Raw genomic sequence first — 16433 nt, 5'->3', positions numbered from 1 at the left:
TATGAAACGCTGCTGCAGGCGCGGGCCAGGAGCATAGGTGCGGCATTGCGTCCGTGGCCCGGTAGTGCTGGCGTTCGGTCACTGTTGAGGGGATCTATGCGGATGTGCGATGAGGTCGGCGAGTACGGCCGCTTCACTGATGCCGGTGTTCTTTGTGGCGGTGAGCAGCGTGAGATCGCTGTGGTCGGCCAGTTCGCGCAGATGTGAGAGTGCCGCGGCGCGGCCAGGTCGGGTCAGTTCGTCGCGGTAGCGGCGGGCAAAAGCGTCGAAGAGCTGCGGGTCGTGGCCGTACCAGGTGCGCAGCTCAGTGGATGGGGCGACCTGTTTACACCATTCATCCAGGCGAGCTCTGGCTTTGCTGACGCCGCGCGGCCAGAGCCGGTCCACCAGCACGCGGGTGCCGTCACCCGGGGTCGGGTCGTCATAGATTCTGCGGATCTGCACAGTGCGTCGAGTCGTCACCATCGACTCCCGGTCTCATCGCTTGCTCGCATACGGAGTCTCAGCGGGGATGCCGACCGCCAAGGCGATGGTCCCCGCGCCCGATCCGGGCCCTCACCACATACCGGACGGTACGCCTACCTGCGATTCCGGGCGGTGAGATCGCTGCCCCGATATCGAAGCGAAATGGTGCACACCACAACAGCCGGTAGCGTGGTGCAAGGGGGTGAAGCTTCCGAAAGGAAACAGATGAGCAGCGTACGGGCCGCATCGTGTTTGATGGAAGTATCCGATCTGGATCGTTCGATACGCTTCTACTGCGACGTATTCGAATGCACTATCTCGATTCACGAGCCGGACGCCGCCCTGCTGCTCACACCCGCCGGCTTCCAACTCTATCTACGGGTGAGTAAAACGCCTCGCCGACGCAATATCGGTGACTTGGGCGTGGTGTATCTCATCTGGGCTACCGACAGCAAAACAGAACTGGACCGAATCGAACATCGACTGCGCGCCTACTACCCCAGCACCTACACCCACACTGCGAACGAGATCAGTTTCATCGACAGTGTCGACCCGGACGGCGGCCGGGTACTGATCGCCTACCCGACCCCCGAAAAGCTCCCTCGCGAGGTGATCGCGGACCGCTTCCGCTGACCACCTGCCTGTTCCGAGGAAACGGCTTAATCCTTGCCCTCGCGGTGTCGGCGCCCGGCCGTGTACTGACAGTCTGCTTTGATGCGGCGAGACGTTGTTCGGCAGGGGTTTGCTACCGCGGGGAGTGCTATGTCGCCCGTCTACACCATCGGCCATTCCACCCGTCCCGTCGCGGAGTTCATCGGGACGCTGGAGTATGTCGGCATCGGCCTGGTGGCAGACATCCGAACCGTGCCCAAGTCCCGCCACAACCCGCAGTTCCACATCGACCGGCTCGGGGAATCGCTGGCCGCGGCCGGGATCGGTTACCTGCCGCTGCCGGGGCTGGGGGGACTACGGAAGCCCGCGCGAGATTCGATCAACACGGGGTGGCGCAACGTGTCCTTCCGCGGGTACGCCGACTATATGCAGACGCGCTCGTTCGAGGAGGCGATCGAGGAACTCATCGCGTTGACCGCGGAACGTGTCACTGTCATCATGTGCGCTGAGGCCGTCTTCTGGCGGTGTCATCGCCGGCTGGTCGCCGACGCACTTCTCGTACGTGGCATCGATGTCCAACACATCATGGGCGCGTCGACGCTCACACCGGCAGCGATGACGAGTTTCGCGTCGGTGCGCGGCACACGAGTCACCTATCCGTTGACGCCGCGGTGATCGGGCGCCCCATCCCACTGGGCGCGCGCCATATCCACGCGGTTGCCGCGCATCGGGGTGGCTTCGGCGCGCAGCAGGTCGAGAGCACGACCGGCGTGGCAGGATGCGGGCGTGCCGTCGGCGTATACGACCCGATGCCAGTGGGTTTCTTCGGCGCAGGTGGTCATGACATGTCCGACTTGCCGGGGGCTACCGCCGACCCGGTCGCCGATCGCGCCATAGGACATCACCCGGCCGGCCGGAATCTGGTCGATCACGTCCAAGACCCGCCGCGTGAACGGCGATATCGACTTGTCACCCGGTTGCGTCATCGGTCCTCTGAACTGGCGGTCATCGAGGCCGGCCGTCGGAGTGGTTGATGGTTGCGGTGGTGAGAGCGCACTGCAGGAGGTCGTGGAGCATGGCGGGGGTGAGGGTGCGGGTGGATATGTTGCGCCGGCTGGGGTGGTAGCAGCCGAAGAGGTGCAGCCCACGCTGTGTGGACGGGTCGTCGATGAGAATGTGTCGGCCGTGGCCGAAGGTGGGCCGGGGTGCGGGCAGGTGCCAGCCGATGTCGGTGAGGATCGGCAGTAGTGCGCGCCAGGCGAATCCGCCCAGGGCGACGATCACGGAGAGGGTGGGTTGCAGGAGTTGGAGTTCGCGGGTCAGCCAGGGCCGGCAGGTGTTGCGTTCGGTGGTGGTGGGCTGATTGTCCGGTGGGGCGCAGTGCACGGGGACGGTGATGCGAACCCCGGACAGGCTCTGGCCGTCGCCGCGGTGGGTGGCGGTAGGCCGGGAGGCGACGCCAAGTGCGTGCAAGGTGGCGTAGAGGAGGTCACCGGCGGGGTCGCCGGTGAAGATGCGGCCGGTGCGGTTGCCGCCGTGTGCCGCCGGGGCCAGGCCGACGAGGGCAACCGCCGCATCGCTGGGCCCGAGCCCGGGGACAGGCTTGGACCAGTAGTCCCAGTCGCGGTAGGCGCTGCGCTTGACGGTGCCGACGTGTTCACGCCAGGTGACCAGGCGTGGACAGGCCCGGCATCGGATCAGTGCGTCCTGCACCTCGTCGAATGTCTCGGCGCGGTCGGCTCGGATCGCCGGATACTCGACGGTGGCGGGATCGGGACCCGGCATCGGTCGAGTGTTGGGGCCATGGTCTTGTGGCATACCGGGCTCCTGTGGTGTCGTGGCTGTCCTGTGAACCACGCTGACCGTGGTGTTTCAGTCTGTGAGTAGTTGGCGTAGCACGTAGGGCAGGATTCCGCCGTGCCGGTAGTAGGCGGCTTCGGCGGGGGTGTCGATCCGCACGGTGGCGGTGAATTCTGTCGGGTGCCCGGTGTCGTCGATGGCGCGAACGCTCACCTGCCGCGGAAAGTCCTCGGCGGTGTTCGCGTGCGTCAGCCCGGTGATCGAGTATGTTTCTTCACCGGTCAGGCCGAGTGATTGCACCGATTCGCCGTCGGGGAACTGCAGCGGCAGCACTCCCATACCGATCAGGTTCGACCGATGGATACGCTCGAACGAGCGTGCCAGCACCGCCCGCACGCCGAGCAGCAGTGTGCCCTTGGCTGCCCAGTCTCGCGAGGACCCGGAGCCGTATTCGGCCCCGGCGAGGATCAACAGCGGCACCTGTTCGGCGGCGTAGACGGTGGCGGCGTCGAAGATGCTCATCTGCCGGCCGTCCGGTAGGTGTCGGGTCACCCCGCCCTCCGTGCCTGGGGCGAGGTGGTTGCGTAATCGGATGTTGGCGAAGGTGCCGCGGATCATCACCTCGTGGTTGCCGCGGCGCGAGCCGTAGGAGTTGAAGTCTTTCGGTACGACGCCGCACTGCTGGAGGTAGGTTCCGGCGGGGCCGTCGCGTGTGATGGACCCGGCCGGGGAGATGTGGTCGGTGGTCACCGAGTCACCGAGTATCGCCAGCACCCGGGCGCCGGTGATGTCGGCGACCGGTTGTGGTTCGCGGGTCGTGTGCTCGAAGTAGGGTGGGCGCCGCACGTAGGTCGACTCGTCGTTCCAGGTGTAGATCTGCCCGGCCGCGACGTCGAGCCCGCGCCAGCGGTCGTCGCCGGTGAAGACGTCGGCGTAGCCGTCGGTGAACATTTCCGAGCGCAGGTTCGCGGCGACGATCTCCTCGATTTCGGCGGTGGTGGGCCAGATGTCGCGCAGATACACCTGGGTGCCGTCAGGGGCCGTGGCGAGCGGGTCGCGCAGCAGGTTGATGCGCATCGTGCCGGCCAGCGCGTAGGCGACGACCAGCGGTGGCGAGGCGAGGAAATTCATCTTCGTCTCCGGGTGGATGCGTCCCTCGAAGTTGCGGTTGCCCGACAGCACCGAGCACACCGTGAGATCGCCCGCGGCGATCGCGGCGCTCACCTCGGGGATCAGCGGGCCTGAGTTGCCGATGCAGGTGGTGCACCCGTAGCCGACGAGTGAAAATCCCAACTCGTCCAGGTAGGGGGTGAGCCCGGCACGCGCGTAGTAGTCGGTGACCACCCGCGAACCCGGCGCAAGGGTGGTTTTGACCCACGGTTTGCGGGTGAGGCCCTTCTCGACGGCCTTCTTCGCCAGGAGCGCCGCGCCGATCATGACCGACGGATTGGAGGTGTTGGTGCAGGAGGTGATCGCGGCGATCACCACGTGCCCGTGGTCGACGGTTGTGGTGGTCTCGTCGGTGAAGGTCACCGACTGCGGCGCCGAAAGCCAGCGGTGCGTGTGCTCGCATCGACACCGATCACTCGGATCCCGCGGCCTGTCGACGGCGCGGTCGCGGTCGACCGCGATGGGGTCGCTGGCCGGGAACGACTCCCCCGATGCCTGGTCCAGCCCTACTGCCGCGGGTGCGGCGGGCGGTCCGGTCAGCAAGGACGCGACCGCGTGTGGGGCGTCGGCCAACGCGATGCGGTCCTGCGGGCGTTTGGGTCCGGCGATGGAGGGCTCCACGGTCGTCAGGTCCAGTTCGATCCGCTGGCTGTAGTCGGGTTCGTGACCGGGGTCGTGCCACAGCCCCTGCTCCTTGGCGTAGGCCTCGACGAGGCGGATCTGGTGTTCGGGGCGTCCGGTGAGCCGCAGATAGTCCACTGTCACGTCGTCGATCGGGAAGATCGCGCAGGTGGAGCCGTACTCGGGGCTCATATTGCCGATGGTGGCGCGGTTGGCCAGCGGCACGTTCGCCACCCCGGGGCCGTAGAACTCGACGAACTTGCCGACCACGCCGGTGCGGCGCAGCAGTTCGGCGACGGTGAGCACCAGATCGGTGGCGGTGGTGCCCTCGGGTAACTCGCCGGTCAGTTCGATCCCGAGAACCTGTGGGAGCAGCATGCTCATCGGCTGGCCGAGCATCGCGGCCTCGGCTTCGATGCCGCCGACACCCCAGCCGAGCACACCGAGTCCGTTGACCATCGGGGTATGTGAGTCGGTACCCACGACAGTGTCCGGATAGGCCAGCGGCGGCCCGCCGCCCGGGTCGTCACGGGTGAACACCACCCGCGAGAGGTATTCGAGGTTGACCTGGTGGCAGATCCCGGTGTCCGGAGGTACCACGGAGAAGCCCTCGAAAGCCTGCTGCGCCCACCGCAGTAGTTGGTAGCGCTCCATATTGCGGGTGAACTCCAACTCCGCGTTGATCGCGGACGCGTCCAGGCGGGCGAAGACGTCGGCGATCACCGAATGGTCGATGACCAACTCGGTCGGGATCAGCGGGTTGATCCGGCCCGGGTCGCCGCCGAGTGAGGTCATCGCGTCTCGCATGGCGACCAGATCCACCACACACGGCACCCCGGTGAAGTCCTGCATCAATACCCGCGCCGGTGTGAACGCGATTTCGGTAGTACCGACCGCGGCCGGATCCCACGCGGCGAGGGCACGTACCTGTTCGGCGGTGACCAGGTGCCCGTCCTCGCGGCGGGCCAGGTTTTCCAGCAGCACTTTGAGGCTGTAGGGCAGCCGGTGCGCGGTCGGGATACGGTCGAGCCGGTAGATGGTGAACTCCCGGTCCCCGGCCGTCCACACGTCGCGGGCCCCGAAACTGTTGCCGCTCATCACTGCGGCCCGTCGCCGGAGCCGATGTGCACATCGGCCCGGTCGATCGTGTGGAGCGCCGGTGTGATGTCGTCGCATATCGCGCGGTCGACGTTTCCGAAGGCCTCGCGCACCCTCGTAGCGAGAACCCGGCGATGCGCGAGGATCGGTGTGGTAGCAAACGGATGCAGCGATTCGGTCATGTGATGCGCCTCCTGATCAGGTGCGACCGGCCATCAGGCCGGTGCGCCGACAACGTGGCCCACTGATTTCACTGTATGCCCATCCACCCGAGCGGTAACGGCGCGAGCGCCATCCGCACCACCGTCGATCCGCCGTGCCGGCTCGATCGACTCAGCCGAGTCTGCGACGCAACTCGTCGGGGTAGTCGCGGTAGGCGGCGGCGACTTCGTCGAGGTAGACCAAGGCGGGGAAATCGGTAACCGGTTGATGATCGGCCAGGAACCGTGCAGTGTGTTCGACGATGCGCCGCTCGTCGCCTGGATCGAGGCCCAGTTCGGTCAGCACGTCGGGATCGACGACGAACTCCGATTCCACGGTGTCGCCGCCGTCGCCGATGCGGACGCGATATTCGTGATCGATGACCAACTCGACACTCAGCTGTTCGGGCATGCGTTTCAGTGCTCCGTATCGGTGACGGGTGACGGGGGTGTCGCGGCTGGTGGGATTCTCACGGGGGTGTCGTGAGGTCGGCCAGCGGCACGCTGGGGTCGGCGAGCCGGTCGAGATCGAGTGGGGTGCGGTCGCGGATGAGTTGGTTGATCGGGTCGGTGACGTCCCAGGTGTTGACGTTCATCCCGGCCAGCACGCGCCGCTCGCGCACCCAGAACGCGATGAATTCGAGCCGATCGACCTCACCGCGTACGACGACCCGATCGCTGCTACCGGGTGGGACGTACCCGGTGTATTCCATACTCAGCTCGTACTGGTCGGTGTAGAAGTACGGCAGCCGCTGATAGGAAGCGGGCCGGCCGAGGATAGCGTCGGCGACGGTGGCGGGCTGGTTCAGGGCGTTGGCCCAGTGCTCTACCCGCACCCTGGCCCCCAGCAGCGGATGCTCGGCACGAGCGATGTCACCGGCGGCGTAGACGGCGGGATCGCTGCTGCACAGCGAGGCATCGACCAGGACACCGTCGTCGACGGCGAGACCGGCGCGGGCGGCGAGCGCAGTGTCGGGGACAGCGCCGACAGCAATAAGGACGGCATCGGCGTCGATCTGGGTGCCGTCGTCGAGCCGCAGCCCGACCGCGGTGCTTTTGTGGGTGAGGATTTCGGTCGGGGACCGGCGGGTACGCAGGTCGACGCCGTGGCTGCGGTGCAGCTCGGCGAACACCTGCCCCATCTGCGGCCCCAGCACGCCGGTCAGGGGCACCGGTGCGCGGGCCACGACGGTGACCGCAACCCCGGCCGCGACCGCGGCGGCGGCGACCTCGAGCCCGATCCAACCGCCGCCGACGATCGCGATCGACGACGCGGTCGCCAAGGTGGCGCGCAGCCGGTCGCTGTCGTCGACGCTGCGCAGATACAGCACGCCGTCGGCGTCGGCGCCGGGTAGCGGCAACCGCCGCGGGGTGACGCCGGTGCACAGCACCAGCCGGTCATAACCCAGCCGGTGCCCGTCACCGAGCACGACCTGGTGGGCGTGTGGGTCGATGTCGGTGACAGCGTTACCGGTTCGCAGGTCGATGTCGTGGCGGGTGTAGTAGTCGGGTTCGTGCACGTCGATGCTGTCGCGGCCAGTCTTGCCCTGTAGGTAGTCCTTCGACAGCGGCGGCCGCTCGTAGGGGCGATGGGTTTCGTTGCCGGCCAGGATGACGGCCCCCTCGAACCCGCCCTCACGCAATGCTTGTGCGGTTTTCGCGCCGGCCAGACCGGCCCCGGCGATCACGACTGTTCCGACTGCAGCCATGGCGGTCACCGCCTGGACCCGGCGAGGGCGGCCGACAGTTCACCGGAGAGGTGGTCCCAGGCGTCGTCGAATTTCGCGACCCCGTCGGTTTCGAGGGTGGCCACGACGTCGTCGTAGTCGATGCCGAGCGCGGTCAGTTGCTCGAGGATTTGGTGCGCCTGTGGGTAGGTGCCGTGGATGCTGTCACGCGGGATATGGGCGTGGTCGGCGACCGCGTGCAGGGTGGCCTCGGGCATGGTGTTGACCACCCCGGGTGCGACGAGGTCGGTGACGTAGCGGGTGTCGTCGTAACGGGGGTTTTTCACCCCGGTCGAGGCCCACAATGGTCGTTGCGGGCGGGCCCCCGCGTCGGCCAGTGCCCGCCAGCGCTCGCCCTCGTGGTACTGCTCGTAGAGCTGATACGCCAGTCGTGCGTTGGCGATCGCCGCGCTCCCGTGCAAGGCCGCGGCCGCGTCGGTGCCGATTTTGTCGAGCCTGTGGTCGACCTCGGTATCCACGCGGGAGACGAAAAAAGAGGCCACCGAATGGATTCGGGAGAGGTCGTGGCCGTTCGCGCGAGCTTGTTCGAGCCCGTCGAGGAATGCGTCGATCACCTGCCGGTAGCGGTGCAGAGAGAACATGAGGGTGACGTTGATGTCGATTCCCTCGGCAAGGCAGGCGGTGATCGCCGGTAGTCCTTGTTTGGCGGCGGGGATCTTGACCAGCAGATTGGGCCGATCCACCAGCCACCACAGCGCCTTGGCTTCGGCGACGGTGCGGTCGGTGTCGTGCGCCCACCGGGGGTCGACCTCGATCGACACCCGCCCGTCCACCCCGTCGGTGGCGTCGAAGACCGGGCGCAGCACATCACACGCCCACCGCACGTCGTAGGCGGTCAACTCCCGTAACGCCGCCTCGACATCGACCCGGCGCAGCGTGAGACGACCGATCTGGCCGGTATAGGCGTCGCTGCCGGTGATGGCCTTGGCGAAGATGGCCGGGTTGGTGGTCACCCCCGTCACATGCCGGTCGGCGACCAGGCGGGCCAAGCTGCCCTCGATCAGCCGCCCGCGGCTGAGGTCATCGAGCCAGATCGACACCCCGGCCTCGGTCAATGCGGTCAAAGGGTCGGACATGAGCATCTCCTTCCATGCGTTTGACGAGTGCAGCCGTTCACCAGGTGTCGAATTCGGCGCCCGACCGAGCATTTCGGTGCCGGCAAACCAGTTCCGACACTGGGCACGAGGCGGCGACCTCGGCGTGGATGGCCCCGAGTTCGGCGGGTGGAGCCCGGGAGTCTGGACTCGGATCCGCAGCGCGCAGGACACCTCGGTGTCGCCTCGACGTGGTCGAGGGCCAGGCCGCAGGCGAGTGACGCCACCCCGGAGAAGCCGGACCGGCCTGCGGTGATGCTGGAAGATGGCGATCGATGCGATGCCGGACGGGAAGCGAGGAGCGGTGATGGAGAAGTTCTCGGTGGAAGCGATGGCACGAGAACTGCTGCAGCGGGCGAACGCGGTCCCCGCGCGGCGGGCGGCGGCCACGATGTATGGCGGGCATGAGCATCGGCTGCGACAGACCGTGGTCGCGTTGGCTGCCGGCGCCGCGCTGGGCGAGCACGAGAATCCGGGCGAGGCGACGCTGTTGGTGCTGCACGGCCGGGTCCAGCTACACACTGCAGGCGCCTCGTGGGATGGCCGTCACGGTGACCTGCTGATAGTCCCGCAGGCCCGCCACAGCCTCGAAGCGATCGACGATGCCGTGGTGCTGCTGACAGTCGCCAAATAGCCGGGACGGGGACGGGCGCACTGTCGACCTCGGTCAGGGCCCGGCGGTGCCGGGAGTCGATGGTAGGCGCTGCAGTGTCGGGCGGCCCCGGCGCTCTAGTCGGCATCGGACTCATCGGCCGGGTTCGATGGATCGGCGCCGTCCGCCTCAGCCGCGGTAACCGTGGCGTGGGCGCGGCTGGCGGCACCCCAGCCGGCGTGGGATTCGGCGCGCATCCGCTCCACCATGTGTGGGTAATGCAATTCGAATGCGGGCCGCTCCGAACGGATGCGGGGTAGTTCGTAGAAGTTGTGCCGTGGCGGCGGGCAGGTCGTCGCCCATTCCAGGGAGTTGCCGTATCCCCACGGGTCATCGGCGGTGACGACTTGACCGTATCGATAGCTTTTGAACACGTTCCATACGAAGGTGATCATCGAGAACCCGAGAACGAACGACCCGAGGGTGGATACCGTATTGAGGATCGTGAAACCGTCGGCGGGCAGGTAGTCGGCGTAGCGCCGCGGCATGCCTTCGGCGCCGAGCCAGTGCTGCACCAGGAATGTCGCGTGAAAGCCGAGGAAGGTGGTCCAGAAGTGCAGGCGGCCCAGGCGTTCGTCGAGGAAGCGGCCGGTGAATTTCGGGAACCAGAAGTAGATGCCGGCGAAGGTGGCGAACACGATGGTGCCGAACAGCACGTAATGGAAGTGCGCGACGACGAAGTAGCTGTCGTGCACATGCCAGTCCAGGGGTGGGCTGGCCAGGATCACCCCGGACAGGCCGCCGAACAGAAACGTGGTGATGAACCCCAGCGACCACAGCATGGGTGTTTCGAACGTCAATTGCCCCTTCCACATGGTGCCGATCCAGTTGAAGAACTTCACCCCGGTCGGTACCGCGATCAGAAACGACATCAGCGAGAAGAACGGCAGCAGCACCGCGCCGGTGGCGAACATGTGGTGCGCCCACACCGCCGACGACAATGCCGCGATACCGAGAGTCGCGAACACCAGTGCGGTGTAGCCGAAGACAGGTTTGCGGCTGAACACCGGCAAGATCTCGGTGATGATCCCGAAGAACGGGATCGCGACGATGTAGACCTCGGGATGGCCGAAGAACCAGAACAGATGCTGGTAGAGGATCGGGCCGCCGGTGGCGGGGTCGTAGATGTGCCCGCCGAGGTGCCGATCCACCTCCAGGGCCATCAAGGCGGCGGTCAGGATCGGGAACGCCAGCAACACGAGAAAGCTCGTCACCAGAATATTCCAGGTGAAGATCGGCATCCGGAACATCGTCATCCCGGGTGCCCGCAGGCACACCACGGTGGTGACCATGTTCACCGCGCCCAGGATGGTGCCCACGCCGGATAATCCCACCCCCATGATCCACAGGTCGGCACCGACGCCGGGGGAATGGATGGCCGAGCTCAACGGTATGTATGCCGTCCACCCGAAATCAGCGGCACCGCCGGGGGTGACGAATCCCGCGGTCGCGATCGTCGCGCCGAACAAATACAGCCAGTAACTGAGCGCATTCAGCCGTGGAAACGCCACGTCGGGGGCGCCGATCTGCAATGGCAGCACGCAGTTGGCGAATCCGAACACGATCGGGGTCGCATAGAACAGCAGCATGAGTGTGCCATGCATGGTGAACAACTGGTTGTACTGCTCGTTGGACAGGAACTGCAGGCCCGGTCGCGCCAGCTCGGTGCGCATCAGCAGCGCCATCAACCCGCCGATCAGGAAGAACGATATCGCGGTGAAGATGTACATGACGCCGAGCAGTTTCGGGTCGGTGGTGGTGACGATCTTCCAGATCGCCGCGCCCTTGGGGCCCATCCGCGCGGCGAACGGACGCTCGGCCTCGACGGCGGGCATGGTGTGCCCCGGTGCTGCAGACAACGGTGAATCCCCTCTCGGTTCGACATCCTCGACGGGTACACATGGCGGGTGGCGGACCCGGCCGTCACAGCATCGGGATCAGCCGACCCCTCGCCGCAGGCGGCGGCGAGTGAGACACCGCGGCGAGACAATCGATCCCTGTGTTGATGGTCGGCACCGAGAGATCCGGTGGGGTAGGTCACCCGCCGCTTAGTTTATACAAGATTTCGATGTATAAATAGAGGTATGGCGTATGTGATCGGCGAGCCCTGTGTGGACGTGATGGACCGGGCGTGTGTGGAGGAATGCCCTGTCGATTGCATCTACGAGGGCGGCCGGTCGTTGTACATCCACCCCGACGAGTGTGTGGACTGCGGCGCGTGTGTACCGGTGTGCCCGGTGGATGCGATCTACTACGAGCAGGACCTTCCCGCCGAACTCGACCCCTATCTCGACGACAACGCCGCCTTCTTCACCGAAACCCTGCCCGGACGCGACCAACCACTCGGATTTCCCGGCGGCGCAGCGCAACTCGGCCCGGTTGGGGTCGACACTCCGCTGGTCGCCGCGCTGCCGACACGGAGTAGCCAGCCATGACACGCGAAAAAGCATCCGCCACCACACTGCCGCGCTCCCGTGCCACGCCGACCGGAGCCGGTGGTGGGCGTCGCGGCGACGTGCTCGCGGCATTGCGCGGTTCCCATGATGCGTTGAGCATCGTCGATATCGCCACGCAGCTGCGGCTGCACCCGAATACGGTGCGCTTCCATCTCGAGACGCTGGTCGAGGCCGGGCAAGCCGAGCGGGTCGAACACCCGCGCACCGGGCCGGGGCGCCCGCCGCAGATGTTCCGCGCTCATCGTGGGATGGACCCGGCCGGGCCGCGCAACTACCGACTGCTCGCCGAGATCCTCACCGCTGGGCTGGCCGCCGACCCCGACCCGTCGGCCCGCGCCGCCGAGGCCGGGCGACGCTGGGGCCGCGAGATGGCCCGCGACATGGACACCGCGGCGCCGACCGCCGAACAGGCGGTGAATGAGCTGGTGCGGGTGCTCGACGAGGTCGGCTTCGATCCCGAACCCGACACCGACGACGATCAGCCGAAGATCCGGTTGCAGCACTGCCCGTTCCTGGACCTGGCCGAAACTCGTGCGAGCGTGGTGTGCCCGATCCATCTGGGCTTGATGCAGGGGGTGCTCGAAGGCCGGGCTGCACCGGTCACCGTGCAACGGCTCGACCCGTTCGTCACCCCCGACCTGTGCCTGGCCCACCTCACCACGACCACGCCCGCGCAGGCACCGACCGGATCCGCGGTATGACCACCGCCGGGGCCGTCGTCACCGCAGTCGGTTTCTGCTGGCTCGGCATGGTGCTGGCGATCTCGTTCCTGGAGGCGCCGCTGAAATTCCGGGCGCCCGGCGTCACCGTGCCGATCGGGCTCGGAATCGGACGGCTGGTGTTCCGCGCCCTCAACGGCATCGAAATCGTTTTCGCGGCAGCGATTATCGTCGCCCTCGTCATCGACCCGCCCGCCACGGGCACCATGACCGCGCTGATCGTGGCTATTGCGGCGCTGCTCGTGCAGCTCACGTTGGTCCGGCCGCGGCTGACCCGCCGCAGCAATGCCGTGCTCGCCGGCCACGACGCGCCCCGATCGCGCGGCCACTACGAGTACGTGGTGCTGGAAATCCTGAAAATAGCCGCACTTCTCGTCGGCGCCACCCTGCTACTGGCCCACAGCGTGTCATGAACAACTCCCCCGACCGCAGCCGGTCCCGCGGGAACAACACACCAGCCGTCCCCAGGGCGGCAACCACACCACGCACCTTCACACACACCCGGGAGGAATCGACAAACAGAACAATCCAGCGACACAACAGAGGAGAACAGCAGATGAGCGACCCCGTTTATCCCGCCGCGACCCACGACATCGGCGCGCGGCGCCGCGAATTGGCACCCGACATCCACCAGGCGTTCGACGAATTCAACCGGCAGGTATTCGCCGACGGGGCACTGCCGCAAAAAACCAAGCAGCTCATCGCCGTCGCGGTCGCGCACGTCACCCAATGCCCGTACTGCATCGCCGGCCACACGAAGCTCGCGCACCGTGCCGGTGCCGGCGACGCCGAGATCATGGAAGCGATCTGGGTGGCCGCCGAGATGCGTGCCGGTGGCGCGTTCGCGCACTCCACCATCGCCCTGCACACCCTCGCCGGACACGACCATGACCACACCGGCTGAATCCCGCCCCGAACACCCGCGCCCATCCCGCGACCAGCACGACGCGGTGATCGAGCAGACCACACACCGCCGCGATCACCGCGGCCGGGCCCGCAGTCCGCTGATCGTCGTCGGCATCGACACCTCCGAGACGTCCCCGCATGCGCTCGCCTATGCCGCCGGCGCCGCACGCCGCATGCACGCCACCGTGCTGGTTGCCTACATCAGCACGCTCGCCACCAGCGCCTACCTGACCAGCCTGGCGCCGATGGGCGCCGACCTCACCACCGACCTCACCACCGAGCAGGTCACCGCCACCCGCGAGCTGGCCACCGAGATCCTCCACGACCTGCCCCTGCCCTGGTCGTTCACCGTCCGCTGCGGCGACCCCGCGATCGAACTGGCGCGGCTGGCCCAGGACAACAACGCCGACAGCCTCGTCGTCGGCCGGTCGAGCAGCCGCCTGCACCGCCTCACCGGATCCACCGCCGCCCGGCTCCTGCGCCGGACCCACTGCCCGGTCACCGTGGTGCCATAACAGCGGCCCCGGCTCCACGACACCGATCCGGCTCAGCCGACCGGGTCCAGCACCAGAGCCTGGCGGCGTTGATGCACGGTCAGATACCGCAGACCATGCGCTCCCGCGGTGAACGCGCGCCGGGACCGGCGCGGCAGCCATACCAGCGCCCCCGCCGCCAACTCCAGCTCACCGAGCTCGGTGGTAAGGGTGCCCGCGCCGTCGAGCACGTGGATCAGCACATCCAGATCCGGGCCGGTGTGCGCCTCGATGCGCCCGTGCGGAGCAATGCGAATGATGTTGGCATCCAGATCGCGGCGGCGCACCGGCAACGTCCACACCGCCCCTGTCGTATCCGGATGTCCAGGCTCGAACATGGTGGTATCGGTCAATATCCGCGGCGGCGAGGTCGAGGCCAGCTTCCCGATCCGCACCCGCCACACACGCGGCCCGTTCTCGACGACCTCCCAGCCGTACCCGCCGGGATGCTCCACATCGAACTCGTCGCGCAGATGCCGCGGGTAGTGATTGTTCACCAGCACGAACGACTCCCCGGCAGCCAGTCCGTCGAACCGCGCGAAGATCGCCGGATGCTTGTCCGGCTTGCGCAACTCCCGCACATCCAATTCCGCCGCTTCTGTTGGCGTCAGGTCCGTGTCGGGCATGTGACCCACCTCCTAGTTTTTACAATCCCCTATTGTATAAACTAATCCTGCGAGGCCCGCCAGCCAAGCCCTCCCTGTTATGACGCCCGTCATCCACGGCCCACTCGGCCGGGCCAAGCGGCGACTCACAACCGTCCGTACCGGAGAATTCGAGGAGAACGCGATGACCACCGCAATCCTGCCCCCGCCCCCCAGCCACCACCCGATCGAGACTCCGACGCGTGCGATCAGCGTGATCCGGCGGGTGCAGGATGCGGTGTGCGCATTGCCCGCTCCCACATTCCCGCAGGACACGCTCAGGGCAACGACGGTGAACGACCTCGTTTCCACCCACGTCATCGACGCCCGCACCCTCGCCGTCGTCGCCCGTAAAGACCGCCACATCCAGCCGATCGCCGCGATGATCACCGAGCACCTGCTCGGCGTCACCGCCACCGTCGTCGGCAGCGCCATCACCGTCACCTTGGGCTGACCCATTCCGTCACCGCCCGCCGGCGCAGCACACTGCGATATCTTCTCCCGGCGGGGTCTCTCCGGCCGAAGCCAAGCAGGTATCGGACCGGGATCCGATTCGCACCGCTCGCCCGGTCCCTGTGTGCCGCCTCGCGGATTCAGTTCCCGCAACGAATCGAACGGTGCTCCACCTCATACACATCGGGAAAGCCACAACAGCAGGGCAGGCACTCGACGACATCGTCGGGAGCCAAAGCCATCTCGGCGATCGAGTCCCGCGCTCGTGCCATCGATTCTCGCTACACCGACCGGTTGTCGATGCTGACCCCGAACGGCTGGAACGACATTGCTCCGAGCCTGCAGCAGCTGGCCGGACCGTGTGATGTCGAACTCGACTTTCTCGACCGTGTTCGAAGCCCTGGCAACTCGACGATGTTGCTGCCGTCGGGGTCACCCCTCCAATTCCGGATACCCGACACCTCAGTCGGTACACGACATCCCGACATCACGTCGGCTGCGGCGATCAGAGTCGGTCAGACAAGCAGCCGCAGCGCAACCTTCACGCGTTCTCTAGCCGCTGCCTGCGTGAGATTCCTTGCCAGGCAATGAATCTTCGGAATCGAACAGAGCGACAGAGGGGCTTCCCAGGCTCGGACGCCCACGGCGATCGTCCGGCGATGCGACGTCACCGGCGGGCTGGGAATGGCCAGCGAGGACGGGAAGGCCACAGTCGCCGGCCATGCGGTCGACCCAACGGATGAACTCCAGTGCCGAGCCAGCAAACATGCGCCGTACCCGGTCCTGGAAGGCGCGCACGTCGTGGCCGGGCAGGAAGTCGCGGGTGCTGATCTCCCCACACCCGCAGCCGCAGGGCCGTTCGCGGAACTCGGCCTCTTCCGGGAGGTCGCAGTAGCCGACCGGGTTCTGCGAGGCGTTGACCACCGGATCCGGTTTTCCGATCCAGGCGTCGCGGACCGGGTGGCCTTCGGTCAGGGCCTCACCGTCGAGGGCGACCCGATCCTCATGGACAGACACGCCGCGGATCTCGGCGACGGCGCACACCCGGCCGTCACCGATGATCAGGGCGAACTTCTCCCGAGACAACCGTTCCTTGTTCACCTTCCATATACCTCGGCCCGCTGTCCATGCCTCCTGGGCCGTACCCCGTAGATGGGACCGCCCGGTATTAGAGTCCTTGTTTGGCCTGGTGAGGGCCGAGAAGGGACACTGAGGACATGGCAGGACGCAAGCGGCATTCCGCGGAAGACATCGTGAGGAAG

20 protein-coding genes are annotated in these 16433 nt (G+C 66.8%); 9 read left to right on the top strand and 11 right to left on the bottom strand.

The window, feature by feature from the left end; all coding sequences use genetic code 11:
- Window positions 1-78: 78 nt before the first annotated feature.
- Window positions 79-465, bottom strand: a complete 387-nt coding sequence (locus JZ792_RS32905; protein ID WP_216916792.1) for a DUF488 domain-containing protein — start codon at window positions 463-465, stop codon at window positions 79-81.
- Between the two features lie 162 nt (window positions 466-627).
- Here JZ792_RS32905 and JZ792_RS32900 point away from each other — a divergent pair, with 162 nt between their 5' ends.
- Window positions 628-1098 (top strand): VOC family protein, encoded by a 471-nt coding sequence (locus tag JZ792_RS32900; protein WP_308165550.1) that lies wholly within the window; start codon window positions 628-630, stop codon window positions 1096-1098.
- A 129-nt stretch (window positions 1099-1227) separates the two neighbouring features.
- Window positions 1228-1752, top strand: a complete 525-nt coding sequence (locus tag JZ792_RS32895) for a DUF488 domain-containing protein (protein WP_216916791.1) — start codon at window positions 1228-1230, stop codon at window positions 1750-1752.
- Here the strand turns inward: JZ792_RS32895 and JZ792_RS32890 are convergent.
- The 7 genes from JZ792_RS32890 to tal form a co-directional block, all read right to left on the bottom strand.
- A complete protein-coding gene (locus JZ792_RS32890; RefSeq protein WP_216916790.1) occupies window positions 1731-2063 on the bottom strand; it encodes an MGMT family protein in 333 nt (110 codons plus the stop codon). The genes JZ792_RS32895 and JZ792_RS32890 overlap by 22 nt on opposite strands.
- A gap of 19 nt (window positions 2064-2082) precedes the next feature.
- Window positions 2083-2895 (bottom strand): uracil-DNA glycosylase, encoded by an 813-nt coding sequence (locus JZ792_RS32885; protein WP_254190682.1) that lies wholly within the window; start codon window positions 2893-2895, stop codon window positions 2083-2085.
- 54 nt (window positions 2896-2949) lie between these two features.
- Window positions 2950-5766 carry an aconitate hydratase gene (locus JZ792_RS32880; protein ID WP_216916789.1) on the bottom strand — a complete coding sequence of 939 codons (2817 nt, stop codon included), beginning with the start codon at window positions 5764-5766 and terminating at the stop codon, window positions 2950-2952.
- Complete coding sequence (locus tag JZ792_RS32875; RefSeq protein WP_216916788.1) at window positions 5766-5948, bottom strand: hypothetical protein; 183 nt, start codon at window positions 5946-5948, stop codon at window positions 5766-5768. Before JZ792_RS32875 ends, JZ792_RS32880 begins: the two co-directional genes overlap by 1 nt.
- A 151-nt stretch (window positions 5949-6099) precedes the next feature.
- Entirely contained in the window at window positions 6100-6378 is a 279-nt protein-coding gene (locus tag JZ792_RS32870; RefSeq protein WP_067865384.1) for a hypothetical protein, read from the bottom strand.
- 58 nt (window positions 6379-6436) lie between these two features.
- On the bottom strand, window positions 6437-7675 hold the full coding sequence (locus tag JZ792_RS32865) for an NAD(P)/FAD-dependent oxidoreductase (protein ID WP_216916787.1): 1239 nt from the start codon (window positions 7673-7675) through the stop codon (window positions 6437-6439).
- Between the two features lie 5 nt (window positions 7676-7680).
- A complete protein-coding gene (tal, locus tag JZ792_RS32860; protein ID WP_435827514.1) occupies window positions 7681-8796 on the bottom strand; it encodes a transaldolase in 1116 nt (371 codons plus the stop codon).
- Window positions 8797-9115: 319 nt separating this feature from the next.
- Between tal and JZ792_RS32855 the strand changes: the two genes are divergently transcribed.
- Window positions 9116-9442, top strand: a complete 327-nt coding sequence (locus JZ792_RS32855; protein ID WP_216916813.1) for a cupin domain-containing protein — start codon at window positions 9116-9118, stop codon at window positions 9440-9442.
- 95 nt (window positions 9443-9537) lie between these two features.
- Here JZ792_RS32855 and ctaD read toward each other — a convergent pair whose 3' ends face one another.
- Window positions 9538-11295 (bottom strand): aa3-type cytochrome oxidase subunit I, encoded by a 1758-nt coding sequence (gene ctaD / locus JZ792_RS32850; protein ID WP_216916812.1) that lies wholly within the window; start codon window positions 11293-11295, stop codon window positions 9538-9540.
- Between the two features lie 249 nt (window positions 11296-11544).
- Here ctaD and fdxA point away from each other — a divergent pair, with 249 nt between their 5' ends.
- From fdxA to JZ792_RS32825, 5 genes are all read left to right on the top strand, one after another.
- Entirely contained in the window at window positions 11545-11895 is a 351-nt protein-coding gene (fdxA, locus tag JZ792_RS32845) for a ferredoxin (protein WP_216916785.1), read from the top strand.
- Window positions 11892-12617, top strand: coding sequence for a helix-turn-helix transcriptional regulator (locus tag JZ792_RS32840; RefSeq protein ID WP_216916784.1), 726 nt, complete (start codon window positions 11892-11894; stop codon window positions 12615-12617). Before fdxA ends, JZ792_RS32840 begins: the two co-directional genes overlap by 4 nt.
- Window positions 12614-13048 carry a hypothetical protein gene (locus tag JZ792_RS32835; protein ID WP_216916783.1) on the top strand — a complete coding sequence of 145 codons (435 nt, stop codon included), beginning with the start codon at window positions 12614-12616 and terminating at the stop codon, window positions 13046-13048. Before JZ792_RS32840 ends, JZ792_RS32835 begins: the two co-directional genes overlap by 4 nt.
- Window positions 13049-13191: 143 nt before the next feature.
- Window positions 13192-13539 carry a carboxymuconolactone decarboxylase family protein gene (locus JZ792_RS32830; RefSeq protein WP_216916782.1) on the top strand — a complete coding sequence of 116 codons (348 nt, stop codon included), beginning with the start codon at window positions 13192-13194 and terminating at the stop codon, window positions 13537-13539.
- Window positions 13523-14056: a universal stress protein gene (locus JZ792_RS32825; RefSeq protein ID WP_216916781.1), complete on the top strand. Its 534-nt coding sequence runs from the start codon at window positions 13523-13525 to the stop codon at window positions 14054-14056. Before JZ792_RS32830 ends, JZ792_RS32825 begins: the two co-directional genes overlap by 17 nt.
- Before the next feature lie 32 nt (window positions 14057-14088).
- Here the strand turns inward: JZ792_RS32825 and JZ792_RS32820 are convergent, their stop codons facing one another.
- Window positions 14089-14700: a DUF2249 domain-containing protein gene (locus tag JZ792_RS32820; RefSeq protein ID WP_216916780.1), complete on the bottom strand. Its 612-nt coding sequence runs from the start codon at window positions 14698-14700 to the stop codon at window positions 14089-14091.
- A gap of 163 nt (window positions 14701-14863) precedes the next feature.
- On the opposite strand from JZ792_RS32820, the gene JZ792_RS32815 reads away from it, so the two are divergent.
- Entirely contained in the window at window positions 14864-15172 is a 309-nt protein-coding gene (locus JZ792_RS32815) for a hypothetical protein (protein ID WP_216916779.1), read from the top strand.
- A 551-nt stretch (window positions 15173-15723) separates the two neighbouring features.
- On the opposite strand, the gene JZ792_RS32810 is transcribed toward JZ792_RS32815, so the two are convergent.
- Window positions 15724-16272 (bottom strand): hypothetical protein, encoded by a 549-nt coding sequence (locus JZ792_RS32810; protein WP_216916778.1) that lies wholly within the window; start codon window positions 16270-16272, stop codon window positions 15724-15726.
- Window positions 16273-16433 lie beyond the last annotated feature (161 nt).

The organism is Nocardia noduli (assembly GCF_019038455.1).
In the GTDB taxonomy this organism is placed as follows: Bacteria; Actinomycetota; Actinomycetes; order Mycobacteriales; family Mycobacteriaceae; genus Nocardia; species Nocardia noduli.
Note: the sequence above shows the minus strand (reverse complement) of the source record. Positions and strands in the feature narration are given on the sequence as shown.